Here is a 15,631-nt window from a genome sequence, read left to right as displayed (position 1 = left end):
CCGAGAGCGCCGATCGGCACCTGTCGCGGACGGACGTGGCGCCGTGTCAGTTCGTCCGCTCCAGCTCAGGAGGCGAGCCGTCGCCTTCGGACACCAGGCGCAGGAACGACCTTGCCCTGGGCGTGGCGGGATTGCTGAAGAAGACGCTGGGGTGCTGTTCCTCGAGGATGTAGCCGGCGTCCATGAAGACAACGCGGTCGGCGACTTCACGTGCGAAGGCGATCTCATGGGTGACGATGACCATGGTGATGCCGCGGGCGGTCAGGTTCTTCATGATGTGGAGGATCTCCGCGCCGAGTTCGAGATCGAGGGCTGAGACGGGTTCGTCGAAGAGGATGACCTCGGGGTCCATGGCCAGTGCCCGGGCGATGGCCACCCGCTGCAGCTGGCCGCCGGACAGCCTCGACGGGTACTCGTCCCGCTTGTCGGTGAGCCCGAGCCGGCCGAGGAGCCGGTCCCCGATCTCGACGGCGTAGGACCGGGGAAGCCGCCGTACCGAGATCGGGGCTTCGATGACGTTCTCGAGGACCGTCAGGTGCGGGAACAGGTTGTAGTTCTGGAACACCATCGCGGTGCGGGTGCGTATGTCGCGGATCACGCGGCTGCGGTGGCGGGTGCGCCTCGGGGACGTGCAGTCCACGGTCCGGCCGTGGACCGTGATGGTGCCGGCATCCGGTTCCTCGAGCAGGTTCAGGCAGCGCATCAGCGTGGTCTTGCCCGCACCGGACGGCCCCATGACCGCCACCACCTCACCGCTGCGCACGGTGAGGTCCACGCTCTTGAGCACCTCGTGCCGGCCGAATCGCTTGTGCAGGCCCCGTACGTCGATGGCCACAGTGTCGATCACGTGTACGCCCTTCCCATGCGTCGTTCCAGGATCGCCTGCCCGATGGACAGTACGGCGTTGATCAGCCAGTAGACGGCTCCGGCCAGCACGAAGGCCTCGACGTACCGGAAGGAGGAGCTGCCGGTGCTCTCGGCCACCCGGGTGAGTTCTACGACGGTGATGACCGAGGCCAGGGAGGTGTCCTTCATGAGGGCGATGAAGCGGCCGCCGATCGCCGGGGTGGCGACGCGCAGGGCCTGCGGGTAGATGATGCGCCGAAGGCTCCGGCCGTGGCTCATGCCCATGGAGTCGGCGGCCTCCCACTGGCCCTGGTCGATGGCCAGCACGCCGCCGCGGAGGTTCTCGCTGAGGTAGGCCGCGGAGTAGAGGGTGAAGGCCAGGATCGCTGAGGGTATGGGTGCGATCCGCACGCCGAGCTGGGGCAGCCCGAAGTACACCAGCATGATCTGGATGAGTAATGGGGTGCCGCGAAGCAGCGAGACATAGGCGATCGCCGTCGCCTTGAGCACCGGCGATCGCGAGATCCGTGCCAGGGTGATGAGCCCGCCGAGGACGAAGCCGAGCACGAACGACACCACGCCGAGCATGATCGTGACGCCCAGGCCCCTGAGCAGGCCGGGCATCGACAGGACGAGATGGTCCACGGGCACTCCTTTCGCTATGGCCGTGCGGAAGGCCGGGCGGCCGGGTCCGGTGGCAGGCCGCGGAGCTCGGCCGCCATGTCGAGTCCGCCCAGCCACCGGCGCGAGATGGCCGACAGGGTGCCGTCGCCGATCATGTCGCTGATGGCGGTGTCGAGGGCATGCCGGAACGCGGGGGAGTGCTTCCGGAAGGACATGCTCAGCGGGTAGGTGCGCCAGACCGGCCCGACGGGGGTGATGGCGAGCCCCTTCTCCGCCGCCAGATAGATCCCCTGGAAACGCGACACCAGCGCCGCGTCGGCGCGACCCCACGACAGGTCGGTGAGGACGAGGGTGGCGTTCCGGTAGGTCTTGACCTTCGCGTCCCGGACCCGGTCGCGCGCGAACTCGGCCTGGACGGTGCCCTCCGAGACGGCGACCCTCTTGCCGGCGAGATCCTTGACGCCGCTGATGGAACGGTCGCCCCTCCGGACGAACACGGCGACGCCGTTGAGCGCGTAGGGGCGCGAGAAGTCGACCTCCCTGCGGCGCTTCGCCGTGACCGACTGCCCGGCGATCACGACGTCGAACCTGTCGGCTCGGATGCCTCCGACGAAGCTCGCGAAGTCGGCTCCGATGAACGTGACCCTGCGAACGCCGATCCGCCGGGCCACCTCACGGGCGACGTCCACGTCGTAGCCCACCGGGCGAGCGGCGCCGTCGAGGAAGTTCCACGGCGGATTGGCCGTGGTGAGCGCCACCCTGAGGGTTCCGCCGGCGCGCACCCGGCCGAGGGTGTCCTCGTCCGCGGCACGGGAACAGGCGGTGGCCGCCAGGCACAGCGGCACCATCGCCGCGACGGCGTACAGCGGTCTCACCTCACGCCCCTTCCGAACGGGAGCCCGTCGCCGGTCGCTCAGCCACGGGGAGACAGGTAGTGGGGACCGTGCGGATCGGCGCAGTGACGGGTGTCGACGCACCCGCCGCCCGCGACGCCGCCATCGGGGACGGGGTCGAGCTGCAGGGTGGTGTGCGTGATCCCGTACGAGCGGACGATGAGGTCCTGGAGGCGGCGCCGCACCGCGACCGGGTCACCCTCACGCCGGACGAGGACATGGGCCGACAGCGAGGCGTATCCGGAGGTGAGCTCCCAGACGTGCAGGTCGTGGACCTCGGCGACTCCGGGCTCGCCCGCCAGCCGCGCGCCGACCTCGGCCGGAACGAGCCCGGTGGGCGCGGCCTGTAGAAAGATCCGGCCGGTGTCGCGGATGAGCCCGTACCCGGCCCTGAGCATGAGCGCCGCCACGATGAGCGTGGCGACGGCGTCCGCGCGGACGAACCCGGTCAGCAGGACCACCAGCCCGGACAGGGCGGTGGCGATGAACGCGAAGAGGTCGTTGACGATGTGCTGGTAGGCGCCTTCGACGTTCAGGCTGGTCCGGTCGGCCCTGCTGAGCAGCCAGGTCGCCGCGAGGTTGACGCCGATACCGGCGAGCGCGGTGATCAGCACCAGCCCGCCCTCGACCTCGGGCGGTGTCACGAGCCGCCGGATCGCCTCGTAGCAGAAGAGCCCGGCGAGCACGAGCAGCGTGGCGCCGTTGAGCTGCGCCGAGAGGATCTCGGCGCGTTTGAGGCCGAACGTGAAACCACCGCGCGGCGGGCGGACGGACAGCCGCATCGCCACCAGGGCGAAGACGATCGAGGCCGAGTCCGTGAGCATGTGGCCGGCGTCCGAGAGCAGCGCCAGGGAGCGTGCCGCCAGCCCGACCACGACCTCGCCGGCCATGTAGGCCATCAGCAGGATCAGGGCCGCCGTCAGATATCTCCGATCCGCGTCGGCCGAGATCCCGTGCCCGTGCCCGTGCCCGTGCCCGTGTCCGTGCCCGTGCTCATGCCCATGGGCACGGCCCTCGTGCTTCGCGGGTGCGCGCCGCTTCGCCGCGGCGGAGACGAGAGCACGGTCGTGTCCTTTCCGGTGCACATCACCGTGGCGGTGCCGGTCGGACCCGTCGTACGGCTGGACGTTCAAGGCCGGACCTCCAACGGCGACGGGGCCTCCGCCGGGCCTCCCGCGTGTTCGGAATGGCCGTCACCCGCATGGGCCATGGTCAGCAGAGCACCGACCGTCACGGCGGTGGCGGTCGCGATGACCACGTGCCGCCGCGACAGGCGGCCGGTCGCCTGCCTGCTGGCCGCGAGTTTGATGCCGACGATCGCGGTCCGCAGCAGCACCCCGCTGATCATTCCGAGCAGTACGGGGACCACGCGCCCGGGCAGCGGGCTGACGGTGGCGAACAGGACGCCGACCGCCGGACTCACGCAGGACACCACCAGCCATGGGGCCAGCCGCTGCCGGGCCATCTCCAGGAGCGCGGCGAGTGCGAGCCCCTCGCTCGCGGAGTGCACCATCAGCGCGACGACCACGACGATGGAGGCGCTGAACGCCAGTGTCGCCCCCTCGATCGCCCGATGCGTGGTCAACGCCGCCGCCGTTCCCATCCCGCCGAACAGCGCGGCGCCGACCGCCTCCTGCAGGCGGCGGCGGTGGCGGCCGGGGGTGTGCCGGCCCGGGGGCCGATGCGCGGCGGCCCCGTGGTCGTGGCCGCAGCCCTTGCGGGTGAAATAGGTGATCACCAGGAAGCCGGTGGCCGCCGCGACGCCGATCACCCAGAGCGGAAGCCCGGTCTCGACGGCCTCCCGCCACGCATCGGGAAGCAGGTCGGTGAGCGCGATGACCAGCATCGTGGCGGACGCGATCGCCAGCCACACGACCAGGCGCGTCGAGTTACGGCGGGCCAGCCATGCCCCGGCGAGCGTCGACACCGACACCAGCAGCACCGCGATCCACGCGCTCGCGCCGGGGGGCTGCCCCTCCTCCAGGATCGGATCCATGGCCTGCACCAACTGTGTAGACAGCATGCGTCAGCACCTCCTTGTCGAGTCCGGACGCGGCAGGGCCGCGGCGTGACCCGGGAAAGCCGGCAGAGCGGGTGGCTCACCGGCGAGAGATCTTCTGGTGGTACGGAGACCGGCCGCCGCGACGGGTACCGGCCGGCCGGTCGCCGCACGGGTCGGTCAGTGACGCGCGCCGTCCTGTTCCCGCAGTTCGTCGAGCAGGTCCCGCAGCCGTCGCAGCTGGTCGTCGAGGCCCTCCCGCATTCGGGTGGCGTAGCCGAGCGCTTCATGTCTCGCGGTCTCGGCCTGGGCGCGGGCGTCGGCGACGATCGCCCTCGCCTCCTCCTGCGCCAGGGCGACCGCCCGGTTCGCCGCCTCGTGGGCCAGCCCGACGATGTGCGCCGCGCTGTCGCCCGCCTGCCGTGGGCTGTCCAGCCGTGCCTTCAGCGCCGCGTTCTCCCGCAGCACGCTGCTCAAGGTGCCTTCGACCTGATCCAGGAAGACGTCGACCTGGGCGAGGTCATAGCCCTCACGAAGGCGGACGGTGGTGAACACCTTTCTGCGGATGTCGGCCGGGGTCAGCAGACCGGCACCACCGGTGACGTCGGGCGGGAGCTCGATGACCGGTGCCGCCTCGCCAGCGCTCGTGGGAGGGTGCCGGTGCCCTCCGGGTTCTTCGTGCATCGTGTGTCTCACCGAACCTTTCACCAGGGATCGGCCCCGATACACAACGCTGCACCTTCATCGCTGAGAGTGACCATCCGCTCCGCGGTTAGTGCCCTCTAGGGGGCCGGTCAGGATGCTGTCACCAATATATGAACGCCTGCACAGATGAGAAGGTGCGTGGTAGACAGAGGCCACTGACGTGCGGGTGGACCTCGTGCCGGCCGAGGGCGAGCGCGACGGCACCGGCGGTCGTTCCTTGGTGCGGGCCACCCGGCGGGTGGCCGCCGCGGTGCCGCTCGCCGCACTCATCGCCTGGCAGGCGCTGGTCGACACCGCCCATGACGCATCTGCTGTTCCGCGTCACGAAGTGACGACGTGAGCGGGGGCGCGCTCAGGGGCTGCCGTCGGGGGCGGCGGCCACGGCGTGGCGGCGCGCGACGCCCTGCGGCGTCGCCCCGAGGGCCTCCGACACCGTCCACGCCGTCCCCATCACCTCCGCCGCCAGCTCGTCCATCCGGTCGCGCGGCATGCGGGTCTCGGGTCCGCTGAGGCTGAGGCAGGCGATCACGCGGTCCGTGTGATCGAAGATCGGTGCGGCGACCGTGCGGATGCCCGGGGTGCGCTCGGAGAACGACATCGCGTATCCCGACGCGCGGACCTGCTCGAGCTGCGCGCGGAGCGCGTCCGCGTCCGTGATCGTCGCCGGGGTGATCTGCTGGATCGGCGTGGCGAGTGCCCTCTCCCGTACGGCGTCGGGAACGAAGGCGAGCAGCGCCTTGCCGGGCGCTCCGTAGGGCAACGGGATCGGCTCGCCTATCTCGGTGTAGGTGCGCCGGAGCGCCTGGTGGCTCTCCACCTGGTCGATGACGGCGCGATCGCCGGACGGCAGCAGCTCGTGCAGGCCCACCGTCTCGTCGGTCAGGTCGCGCAGCTGGCGCATGGGGCCGAGCGCGAGGTCGCGAAGCGTCGTCGGCACGGCTCCGCTGCGCGCGAGCTGGACGAACAGCGGGCCGAGGGCATAGCGGCGGTGGGCCGTCTGCCGGACGAGCCGGTTCTGCTGCATCGCGGAGAGCAGGCGGTGGGCCGTGCTCGTCGAGAGCCCGGTGAGCCGCGCGATCTCGCTGATGCCCAGCTCGGGTGTCCGCGGGCCGAAACAGCGCAGGATCGAGACGGCCCGGTCGATCGCCTGCACGCCGGACCGGGCCGCCCGTTCCGCGGGCTCCCCGAGAGATGTGGTCACCGGTACCTCCCCTGCGAACTCTGGCTGGGACCTCATTGACAGTCAAGGTGCGCGTATCTAAATTATCCTGTATCGCGACATAATATCCCACTATATGGGAAGGTGTCCGTGCTACCACTCGATGGCTTCAAGGTCCTCGACCTCACCCGTTTCCTCTCCGGCCCCTACTGCACGATGGTCCTAGCGGAGCTCGGCGCCGACGTCGTCAAGGTGGAGCAGCCGGGAACCGGTGACGATTCGCGTCGGCTCGGCCCGAAGATCAATGGCGAGAGTTACCCCTTCGCCATGCCGAACCGGAGCAAGCGCAGCGTGTCCCTCGACCTCAAGGACGAACGCGGCCGGGACATCTTCGTGGGCATGGCGCGCGAGGCCGATCTGATCATTGAGAACTTCCGGCCCGGCGTCGTGAAACGCCTCGGGATCGACTACGAAGCGATCCGCGCCGTACGGCCGGGGATCATTTACTGCTCCATCAGCGGTTTCGGCCAGAGCGGGCCGTACCGCGATCGCCCGGGCTTCGACATCATGGCGCAGGGCGTCACCGGCCTGATGCGCATGACGGGGCAGCCGGACGGGCGGCCGGCCAAGGTGGGCATCGCCGTCACCGACCTCGCGGCGGGCTCGACGGCGATCTATTCGATCCTGGCCGCCGAACTTCTGCGCCGCCGCACGGGCGAAGGCCAGTACATCGACATCTCCCTGGTGGACGCCGCGCTCGCGTGGACCGTCTGGGAGTCCGGCGCCTACTTCGCCGACGGCGAGGTCCCGCAGGCGACCGGCACCCGGCACCGGAGGTCGACGCCGTATCAGGCGTACCGCACCTCCGACGGGTTCGTGACCATCGGCGCCAACAACGAGCGCCTGTGGCGGCGGCTGGTCCTCGACGTGCTCGCCAGGCCGGAGTGGCTCGAGGATCCGCGGTTCGTCACCCTCAGCGATCGCATGGCGATGATCGACGAGCTCGAACGCGAGATCGAGGCCGTCACGATGACCCGGACCACCGCGGACTGGACCGCGACGCTGCAGGCGGCCGGCGTTCCGGGCGGTCCGGTCCTCACGTACGACCAGGCGCTCGACGACCCGCACGTGATCGCCCGCCAGATGATCGCCAAGCTCGAGCATCCCATCATCGGCCCGATGCGCACGATCGCCCCGCCCTCGAAGTTCAGCGACCTGCCGTTCGACGTCCGCGGCCCCGCCCCCTGGCTCGGCCAGCACACGACCGAGGTGCTGCGTGAGACCGGCTTCGCCGACGACGAGATCGAGGTGCTGTACGCGGAGGGCGTCGCGTTCGACCAGCACCCGGGCCTTCACAAGGAGTGACCAGCATGTCCGACGATCTGCGCATCGAACGTTCCGGAGCCGTGGCCACGCTGGTCCTCGACCGGCCGGGCAGTCACAACGCGATCCGGCTGGCGATGTACGAGGAACTGCCGCACCTGATCGAGGAGATCGCGGCGGACCCCGACGTGAAGGTACTGGTCGTACGCGGCGCCGGCCGCAAGGCCTTCGCCGCCGGGGCCGACATCAGCGAGTTCCAGGAGGTGCGCGGTGACGCCGCCGGCGCGCGCTCCTACAACGAGCGCGTGGCCGGGGCCGAGCGGGCCCTGGGGGCATTGCGCAAGCCGACGATCGCCATGGTGCACGGCTACTGCATAGGCGGGGGCTGTGGACTCGCCCTGGCCTGTGACCTGCGCTTCGCCGACGAACGGGCCCGGCTCGCCATCACCCCGGCCAAGCTCGGGCTCGTCTACAGCCTCGAGTCGACCAAGCGGCTCGTCGACCTCGTGGGCCCGTCGCGGGCCAAGTGGATGCTGATGTCCGGCAAGCAGCTCGACGCCGGAACGGCACTGCGCGTCGGACTCGTCGACGAGGTCACCTCGCCGGACGACCTCGAGGCGCACACCTACGACTTCGCCGAGCTCCTCACCACGCGCGCGCAGTTCAGCGTACGGGCCGGCAAGGAGATCATCGGGCGGGTCGTCGCCGGGCAGACGGAGGAGGACGAGGCGACGCTGGATCTGCGCAACTCCTCCTTCGACACCAGTGACTATGCCGAGGGCGTACGGGCCTTTCTCGACAAGCGGTCTCCCGCCTTCACCTGGTCCTGAGGACGGCCGTCATGGATCCGAGCATCGACCGGGAAGAGTTCTTCGCGCGTTGTGAACAAGCGCTAGGTGATGCGGTCCCCGGTTTCGGCACCTTCTTCCTGGCCCGGTTCCTCGACCTCACCATCTCCTACGACGACACCGAGCAGCGGTGCGTGGTCGAGCTGCCCTACGCGAGCTTCCTGTGCAATCCGCAGGGCTCGCTGCACGGCGGGGTCATCACCACCGCGCTCGACATCTCCATGGGGCACCTGTGCCACCGCTACGTGTCGACGGCGATGACCGTCGAGATGCAGACGCGGTTCTTCCGCCCGATCACGGGCGACTGCCGGTGCGAGGCCCGGTTGCTGCGACCGGGCCGGCGCATCGTCCACCTCGAGTCACGCATGTACGACACCGCCGGGCGGCTCGCGGCCTTCGCCACGGGCTCCTGGCACCGCCTCGAGACGGGGGAACGTCAAGGCTGACCCATTCCGAATCCCGGTGAACGGACACCGGGGGAGGAGGTTCCACATGCGAAAGCGCATCAGTGCACTGCTCATGGTCGTGGCCGCCGCCGTATCACTCACCGCATGCGACGCCACCAACGCGGGCTCGGGCGAGACGGCGGAGAACTATCCCCGCAGGGAACTGGACTGGACGATCGCGTTCGGGCCGGGCGGCGGCAACGACATCATGGCCCGCACCATGGTGGACCTGCTCAAGAAGAACAAGCTCTATCCGGAGGACATCCGGGTGGAGAACCGCGAGGGGGGCAGCGGCGCCACCGGCTGGGGCTACCTCTTCAGCCGGCGCGGCAACCCCTACGCGATCTCGACCACGTCCGGCTCGTTCATCACCACGCCGCTCCAGGCCGACACCGGCTGGACGTACAAGGACTTCACCCCCGTGGGCCTGCTCGCCACCGACAACGCGCTGTTCACGGTGTCCGCGTCCAGCCGGATCACGTCCTGGCAGCAGTGGGTCGAGCACGCCAAGCGCAAGGGCACGGTCGCGGTGGGCGGCATCGGCACCATCAACGTCGACTACATCCTGCACGCCATCCTGGCCAAGCAGGCCGGCTACAAGATCGACTACGTGCCGTTCAACGAGGAGGGGCCGCTCCAGACGTCGCTGCTGTCCGGCGCGCTGGACGCCGTCGTGTCGAACCCGGCCGAGATCGCCGGCCAGGTGCAGGCCCGCAAGATGACCGGCCTGCTCTACACCGGCAAGAAGCCGCTCGGCTCCCTGCCCGACATCCCCACCGGCGAGTCCCTCGGCTACAAGGACCTTCCCTCGATGCCGCGCGGCCTGATCCTGCCGCCGAAGGCGCCGGAGTTCGCGCAGAAATGGTGGATCGAGACCATGAAGAAGGTCGTGGTCACGCCCGAGTGGAAGAGCTACGTCGCCAAGAACGACCTGACCGAGGACGTGCGCTGGGGCGCTGACTTCAGCGCCTACCTCGAGCACACCGTGACCGAGCTCGAACGCATCCTCAGGGAGCAAGGGGCCCTGAAGTGACGGCTCCACCGGCCGAGGGGGCGCCGGCCGTGGTCCGGCCGCCGAACCGGCGGCCCCGGCCGACGGCGCTCACCGCGTTCCTCGGCGTACTCGTGGTGGTCCTCGCGGTCTACACGCAACTCGCGATGGGCATGGAGTGGCGCACCCACGCGGGCCGCATCGGTCCCGGCTTCTTCCCGCGCATCATCGGGATCCTCGGCATGGTGCTGTGCTGCGTGGCGGCGGTGCGGTCACTCGAGCCCGCCGCCGAACCCGCCGGGCCGGTGGAGGCGGTGCGGTCCGCCGATCCGGTGCGGGCGGTCGAGGTGGTGGAGCCGGACGGGGAACCGGCCGGCGAGGCCGAGCCCTCGCGGCACCCGTGGCTGCTCGCGGTCACGGCCGTCGGGTTGGCGGCCGTCGTGATCACGCTGCTGCCGCTCGGCGCGATCCTCACCTCGGGGCTGTTCATCTTCGGCATGTCCCGGCTGCTCGGCCGCAGCCGGTTCGTGTTCGACCTCGCGCTCAGCCTGCTGGTCCCGCTCGCGCTGTACCTGCTGTTCGAGGTCGGGCTCAACGCGGGTCTGCCCACGGGCGTCCTCCCCATGTTCTGACGACCGCCCGCACGCCCGACTCCGGCTCGGAGGCCCCCGGTGGACATTCTCAGCAACCTGGTGAACGGGATCGGCCAGGCCCTCTCGCCGACCACCCTGCTCCTGCTCGGCGCGGGCGTGCTCATGGGCATGATCGTGGGGGTCATGCCCGGGCTCGGGCCGTCGGCCGCGCTCGCCATCCTGCTTCCCGTCACGTTCGGCATGGAGCCCGGCGGCGCGATCGTCATGCTCGCGGCGGTCTACTACGGCGCGATGTACGGCGGAACGATCACCTCCGTTCTGATCAACACGCCGGGCGAGTCGGCCACCGTGGCGAGCACGTTCGACGGCTACCCGCTCGCCAAACAGGGCCGGGCCGGCCCGGCGCTGGTGATGGCGGCGGTCGCCTCGTTCGTCGCGGGCACGGTCGGCACTCTCCTGCTCAGCCTGGCCGCGCCGGTCACGGCCGCGGTCGCGACCAGCTTCGGGCCGCCGGAACTCTTCCTGGTCGTGGTCGCCGGCCTGCTCGCGCTCATCGTGATCGTGGGAAAGAACCGGCTGCTCGGCGCGATCTCGGCGCTCATCGGGTTCGCCCTGGCCACGGTCGGCATCGACATCGGGGGCGGGGAGCAGCGCTACACCTTCGGCTCGACGGAGCTCATCAACGGAATCGACTTCATCCCCGTCGCCATCGGGCTCTTCGGGGTGGGCGAAGTTCTCTGGACGCTCTACAACGGCGGGCATCTGGAGCGCCTGCAGTACTTCGACGTGCGCGCACGGGGCAGCCGGTTCTGGCCGACCGCGCGCGACTGGCTGGAGTCGCGGTGGGCCATGGTCCGGGGCTCGTTCCTCGGCTTCTTCGTCGGTTGCGCGCCCGGCGCGGGGGCGACGGTGGCCTCGGTGATGTCGTACAGCGTCGAGAAGTCGGTCTCGAAGAAACCCGAGCGGTTCGGCAAGGGCGCCATGCCGGGACTCGTCGGCCCCGAGGCGGCGAACAACGCCGCCACCTCGGGGGCGATGGTGCCGCTGCTCACCCTGGGCATACCGGGGTCGGCCTCGACCGCCGTGCTGCTCGGCGGATTCCTGATGTGGGGCCTGCAGCCCGGCCCGCTGCTCATGGAGGAGAACCCGGACTTCGCCTGGGGGCTCATCGGCAGCATGTACCTCGGCAACGTGATGCTGCTGGTCCTCAACGTGTTCTGCATCCCGGTCTTCGCGAGCATCGCCCGGGTGCCCTTCCACGTCCTCGCACCGATCATCATCGTGCTCTGCGTCCTCGGCACCTACACCGTCAACGGCAGCATCGTCGAGGTCGGCATCATGCTCGCGTGCGGGGTGCTGGGCTTCTTCATGCGGAAGTTCGGATTCATCCCGGCGGCCACCGTCGTCGCGCTCGTCCTCGGGCCCATGGCCGAGGAGACGCTCCGGCAGACCCTCATCATCTCCGGCGGCAGCTTCACGATCTTCGCGCAGCGGCCCGCGTCGGTATCGCTCCTCTGCGCGGTCGGGCTGCTCCTGCTGCTGCCGCTGATCACCCGAGCCGTACGGCGGCGGACGAGCACGGCCCCGGTCCGCAGCGCGCCCGACGACCGAATCGAGGTATGAGCCGCCATGCCCGCTGCCATCACCCTGCTCGCCGCCGTTCTCGGTGCGCTGCTGGCGACCCTCCTGCGCATCCCGGCCGGCGCGCTGATCGGCGCGATGCTCGGCGTGGGACTGCTCAAGACCGCCGGCGTGACGACCTTCGACATCCCCGCCGTGGGGCGCTTCGCCGTCTACTGCGCGGTCGGCTGGCTGCTGGGCCAGACGTTCACGACCGAGTCGCTGCGTCAGTTCAAGGACGCCGCCGTGCCCATCGTGGTGTGCGTCGTCCTCTTCGTGCTCTTCGGTCTCGCGCTCGGCTGGGCGCTGTGGCGGTTCGGGGGCTTCGATCCCCATACCGCGTTCCTGTCCACCGCGCCCGGAGGCATCGCGCAGATCGGTGTCATGTCCGCGGAGTCGAAGGCCAACGCGCCCGTCGTCCTCGCCGTGCACGCGCTGCGGATCACCTCGGTCATCTTCATCATGTCCGCCGGGCTCAGCTGGCTGGGAAAACGCTGATGACCGGCGGCGACGAGAGAGGTGCGGTGCCCCCGCCCGGCCGTACCATGTGCCCGCTCACCTTCGCCGCTGAGAGATCGGAGCCGGCATGCCCGGTCCACGCATCGCCGTGATCGGTGGCGGCATCATCGGGGCGGCGGTCACCCGGCAACTGCTCCGGGAGCGCTCCGACGCCGAGGTCACGCTGCTGGAGAAGGAGGACCGCCTCGCCACCCACCAGACCGGCCGCAACAGCGGCGTCGTGCACGCCGGCCTGTACTACACGCCCGGTTCGCTCAAGGCCCGCCTGTGCCGCCAGGGGGTCGGCCTGCTGCGCGACTTCTGCTCCGAGCATGATCTGCGTTACGAGGAGTGCGGCAAGCTGCTGGTCGCCCGCGACCCGGTGGAGCGGGAGCGCCTGGCCGGCATCGCCGCGCGCGCCGCGGCCAACGGCGTTCCCGGAGTGCGCACCGTGGACGCCGCGCAGATGCGCGACATCGAGCCGAACGTCGCGGGCATCGCCGGCCTGCACTCGCCCTCCACGGCCATCGTCGACTTCGCGGCCGTCACCCGCCGGCTGGCGGACACGGCACGCGAACTCGGCGCCGCCGTGCGCACCGGCTGCGCGGTGACGACGCTGGACGACCGCGCGAGCGAGGTCGTGGTCGGCGGCGCGGGCTTCGCCGACGGCTACGACCTGGCCATCGTGTGCGCCGGGCTGCACGCCGACCGGGTCGCCCGGCTCGCCGGGGACGGCGACGACCCGCGGATCGTGCCGTTCCGCGGTGAGTACTACCGGCTCAAGCCCGCCCGGCGCGGCCTCGTGCGCGGCCTGGTGTATCCGGTGCCCGACCCCCGCTATCCCTTCCTCGGAGTCCACATCACCCCGCGGGTGGACGGCGAGGTCCTGATCGGGCCCAACGCGGTGCTCGCCCTGGCCCGCGAAGGCTATCGGCGCCCCGACGTCCGCCTCGCCGACGTGCGCGAGACCTTCGGCTGGCCCGGCTTCCGCCGCTTCGCCCGCAGGCACTGGCGCACCGGAGCGGCCGAGGTGGCGGGTTCGCTGAGCAGACGAGTCTTCATCGCCCGGGCCCGCAGGTACGTTCCCGAGCTCACCGTCGACGACGTCCTGCCCGGGCCCAGCGGGGTACGGGCGCAGGCCCTGGGGGCCGACGGCGCACTGGTCGACGACTTCCGGATCACCCGCAATGGACGCGTGGTGTCGGTGCGCAACGCGCCGTCGCCCGCCGCGACGTCCGCCCTCGCCATCGCCGAGCACATCGTCCGCACGGCCCTGGACCGACGTTCCTGATCGTAGTTTCCGCATGCGATGCGAAAGAGAGCGACCAGATGGCAGAAACCGCCGTTCCCCTGAGACCCGTGCTCTGGGCCGAGCTGATCGAGGCGCTGCGCGCGTTGAAGGAGACCGGAATCTGATGGACATCGGGCTGAGCGGCAAGACCGCGATCGTCGCCGGATCCACCTCGGGTCTGGGGCTGGCCGTCGGCCGTGCCCTCGACGCCGAGGGCGCGAACGTCGTCATCAGCGGACGGCGCGGGCACCTCGCCGAAAAAGAAGCCGAACGGCTTTCCGGCGGGCTCGGACTGGAGGTCGACCTCGGTACGCCGGACGCCCCCGACCGGCTGGTCGGGACGGCGCTCGACCACTACGGCCGGATCGACGTGCTCGTGCTGAACAGCGGCGGGCCGCCGCCCTCCACCGCCAGGGACATGTCGCCCGACCAGCTGGACAAGGCCGTCCACCAGCTGCTCACGCAGCAGATCCGGCTGGCCTCCCTCGTCCTGCCCGGCATGTGCGAGCGCGGCTGGGGTCGCATCGTCGCGATCGGCTCCAGCGGCGTACAGCAGCCCATCGAGAACCTTGCCCTGTCCAACGTGGCGCGCGCCGGGCTCGCGGCGTATCTCAAGACGCTCTCTCGTGAGGTCGCCGCTCAGGGCGTCACCGTCAACATGGTGCTGCCCGGACGGATCGACACGGCGCGGGTGGCGGAGCTCGACGCCGGTCGCGCCAAGCGCGAGGGCGTCTCGGCCGAGGAGGCGCGCCGGCGCTCACAGGCGGCCATCCCCATGGGCCGCTACGGCACGCCGGAGGAGTTCGCCGCCGTCGTCGCCTTCCTCTGCGGCGAACCGGCGTCCTACGTGACCGGAGCGCAGATCCGCTGCGACGGAGGTCTCGTCGGGTCCCTCTGACCACGGCCTCCCGCCTGACAACTTACGGAGAACCGATGCGACTTGCGACCGTCCACGACGCTCGCGGCGAGACCCCCGTCCTCGTGCATCCCGGGCGCGGCGTCGCCGACGTGGCCGAGCTGATGCCCGACCACTCCGGTGACGTGATGGCGCTCCTCGGCGACGGCCGGGCCCGGCGCCTCGCCGCGCTCGCCGAGACCGCGCCCGCCGCCGTGTTCCGGCCGGAGGAGTCGGTGCGGTTCGCCGCTCCTTACCGTCGTCCCCGCAAGATCTGGGGAATCGGGCTGAACTACGTGGCCCACGCCGGCGACCTGACCGAGTCGGTACCCGAGGAACCGGCGTCGTTCATGAAGGGCGACCACACCATCATCGGTCCCGGCGACCCGATACCGCTCCCGCCGCAGAGCGAGCGGGTCACCGCCGAGGCGGAACTCGGGCTCGTGATCGGCCGGCTCTGCCGGAACGTCGAGCCCGAGGACGCCCTCGACCACGTCTTCGGCGTCTTCCCGGTGCTGGACCAGACGGCCGAGGACATCCTCGCCCGGAACCCGCGCTTCCTCACCCGCTCGAAGAACTTCCCCGGGTTCCTCTCCTTCGGCCCGGCGATCGTCGCGCTGCCAGAGGTCATGTCCGCCTTCGGTGGCCTCGCCGACATCGAGGTCTCGACGGTGCTGAACGGTGAGGTGCGTCGCCGCGACACCGTCGCGCACATGCGCTTCGCCCCGGCGTTCCTGGTGAGCTTTCACAGCAAGGTCATGCCGCTCTTCCCCGGTGACATCATCTGCACCGGGACGCCGGGAGCCGTGGTCCTGAGCCCCGGCGACGTCGCCGAATGCCGCATCGACGGCGTTGGGACGCTGCGGAATCCGGTAGTGGCGGGGTGATCGGCGAGCGACC

General features: G+C 70.5%; 18 protein-coding genes. 11 read left to right on the top strand and 7 right to left on the bottom strand.

What is annotated here, in order from left to right; translation table 11 throughout:
- Positions 1–46: 46 nt before the first annotated feature.
- From HKK74_RS36210 to HKK74_RS36185, 6 genes are all read right to left on the bottom strand, one after another.
- Positions 47–847, bottom strand: a complete 801-nt coding sequence (locus tag HKK74_RS36210) for an amino acid ABC transporter ATP-binding protein (RefSeq protein ID WP_312882140.1) — start codon at positions 845–847, stop codon at positions 47–49.
- A complete protein-coding gene (locus HKK74_RS36205) occupies positions 844–1,491 on the bottom strand; it encodes an amino acid ABC transporter permease (RefSeq protein ID WP_222723175.1) in 648 nt (215 codons plus the stop codon). Before HKK74_RS36205 ends, HKK74_RS36210 begins: the two co-directional genes overlap by 4 nt.
- 14 nt (positions 1,492–1,505) lie before the next feature.
- Complete coding sequence (locus HKK74_RS36200; RefSeq protein ID WP_222723174.1) at positions 1,506–2,345, bottom strand: transporter substrate-binding domain-containing protein; 840 nt, start codon at positions 2,343–2,345, stop codon at positions 1,506–1,508.
- Between the two features lie 38 nt (positions 2,346–2,383).
- Positions 2,384–3,496: a cation diffusion facilitator family transporter gene (locus HKK74_RS36195; RefSeq protein WP_246492338.1), complete on the bottom strand. Its 1,113-nt coding sequence runs from the start codon at positions 3,494–3,496 to the stop codon at positions 2,384–2,386.
- Entirely contained in the window at positions 3,493–4,386 is an 894-nt protein-coding gene (locus HKK74_RS36190; protein ID WP_187247938.1) for a ZIP family metal transporter, read from the bottom strand. Before HKK74_RS36190 ends, HKK74_RS36195 begins: the two co-directional genes overlap by 4 nt.
- Before the next feature lie 156 nt (positions 4,387–4,542).
- Positions 4,543–5,046 (bottom strand): DivIVA domain-containing protein, encoded by a 504-nt coding sequence (locus tag HKK74_RS36185; RefSeq protein ID WP_187247937.1) that lies wholly within the window; start codon positions 5,044–5,046, stop codon positions 4,543–4,545.
- A 181-nt stretch (positions 5,047–5,227) separates the two neighbouring features.
- Here HKK74_RS36185 and HKK74_RS36180 point away from each other — a divergent pair, with 181 nt between their 5' ends.
- Positions 5,228–5,407 (top strand): hypothetical protein, encoded by a 180-nt coding sequence (locus tag HKK74_RS36180; protein WP_187247936.1) that lies wholly within the window; start codon positions 5,228–5,230, stop codon positions 5,405–5,407.
- A 12-nt stretch (positions 5,408–5,419) separates the two neighbouring features.
- Here HKK74_RS36180 and HKK74_RS36175 read toward each other — a convergent pair whose 3' ends face one another.
- Positions 5,420–6,268: an IclR family transcriptional regulator gene (locus HKK74_RS36175; protein WP_312882139.1), complete on the bottom strand. Its 849-nt coding sequence runs from the start codon at positions 6,266–6,268 to the stop codon at positions 5,420–5,422.
- Between the two features lie 102 nt (positions 6,269–6,370).
- On the opposite strand from HKK74_RS36175, the gene HKK74_RS36170 reads away from it, so the two are divergent.
- The 10 genes from HKK74_RS36170 (at position 6,371) to HKK74_RS36125 (ending at position 15,618) form a co-directional block, all read left to right on the top strand.
- Positions 6,371–7,591: a CaiB/BaiF CoA transferase family protein gene (locus HKK74_RS36170; protein WP_312882138.1), complete on the top strand. Its 1,221-nt coding sequence runs from the start codon at positions 6,371–6,373 to the stop codon at positions 7,589–7,591.
- Positions 7,592–7,596: 5 nt separating this feature from the next.
- A complete protein-coding gene (locus HKK74_RS36165; RefSeq protein ID WP_187247934.1) occupies positions 7,597–8,379 on the top strand; it encodes an enoyl-CoA hydratase/isomerase family protein in 783 nt (260 codons plus the stop codon).
- Positions 8,380–8,390: 11 nt separating this feature from the next.
- Positions 8,391–8,843, top strand: coding sequence for a PaaI family thioesterase (locus HKK74_RS36160; RefSeq protein ID WP_187247933.1), 453 nt, complete (start codon positions 8,391–8,393; stop codon positions 8,841–8,843).
- 46 nt (positions 8,844–8,889) lie between these two features.
- Complete coding sequence (locus HKK74_RS36155; RefSeq protein WP_187247932.1) at positions 8,890–9,876, top strand: Bug family tripartite tricarboxylate transporter substrate binding protein; 987 nt, start codon at positions 8,890–8,892, stop codon at positions 9,874–9,876.
- Positions 9,873–10,466 carry a tripartite tricarboxylate transporter TctB family protein gene (locus tag HKK74_RS36150; RefSeq protein WP_187247931.1) on the top strand — a complete coding sequence of 198 codons (594 nt, stop codon included), beginning with the start codon at positions 9,873–9,875 and terminating at the stop codon, positions 10,464–10,466. The genes HKK74_RS36155 and HKK74_RS36150 overlap by 4 nt, the downstream gene beginning before the upstream one ends.
- A gap of 39 nt (positions 10,467–10,505) precedes the next feature.
- Positions 10,506–12,050, top strand: a complete 1,545-nt coding sequence (locus HKK74_RS36145) for a tripartite tricarboxylate transporter permease (RefSeq protein WP_187247930.1) — start codon at positions 10,506–10,508, stop codon at positions 12,048–12,050.
- Between the two features lie 6 nt (positions 12,051–12,056).
- On the top strand, positions 12,057–12,545 hold the full coding sequence (locus HKK74_RS36140) for an AbrB family transcriptional regulator (protein WP_187247929.1): 489 nt from the start codon (positions 12,057–12,059) through the stop codon (positions 12,543–12,545).
- Positions 12,546–12,633: 88 nt separating this feature from the next.
- Positions 12,634–13,836, top strand: coding sequence for an L-2-hydroxyglutarate dehydrogenase (lhgD, locus tag HKK74_RS36135; protein ID WP_187247928.1), 1,203 nt, complete (start codon positions 12,634–12,636; stop codon positions 13,834–13,836).
- Between the two features lie 124 nt (positions 13,837–13,960).
- On the top strand, positions 13,961–14,734 hold the full coding sequence (locus tag HKK74_RS36130; protein ID WP_187247927.1) for an SDR family oxidoreductase: 774 nt from the start codon (positions 13,961–13,963) through the stop codon (positions 14,732–14,734).
- Between the two features lie 35 nt (positions 14,735–14,769).
- Positions 14,770–15,618, top strand: coding sequence for a fumarylacetoacetate hydrolase family protein (locus tag HKK74_RS36125; RefSeq protein ID WP_187247926.1), 849 nt, complete (start codon positions 14,770–14,772; stop codon positions 15,616–15,618).
- The last annotated feature ends 13 nt before the right edge of the window (positions 15,619–15,631 follow it).

This window comes from Actinomadura alba (genome assembly GCF_014323705.1).
GTDB lineage: Bacteria > Actinomycetota > Actinomycetes > Streptosporangiales > Streptosporangiaceae > Actinomadura_C > Actinomadura_C alba.
Note: the sequence above shows the minus strand (reverse complement) of the source record. Positions and strands in the feature narration are given on the sequence as shown.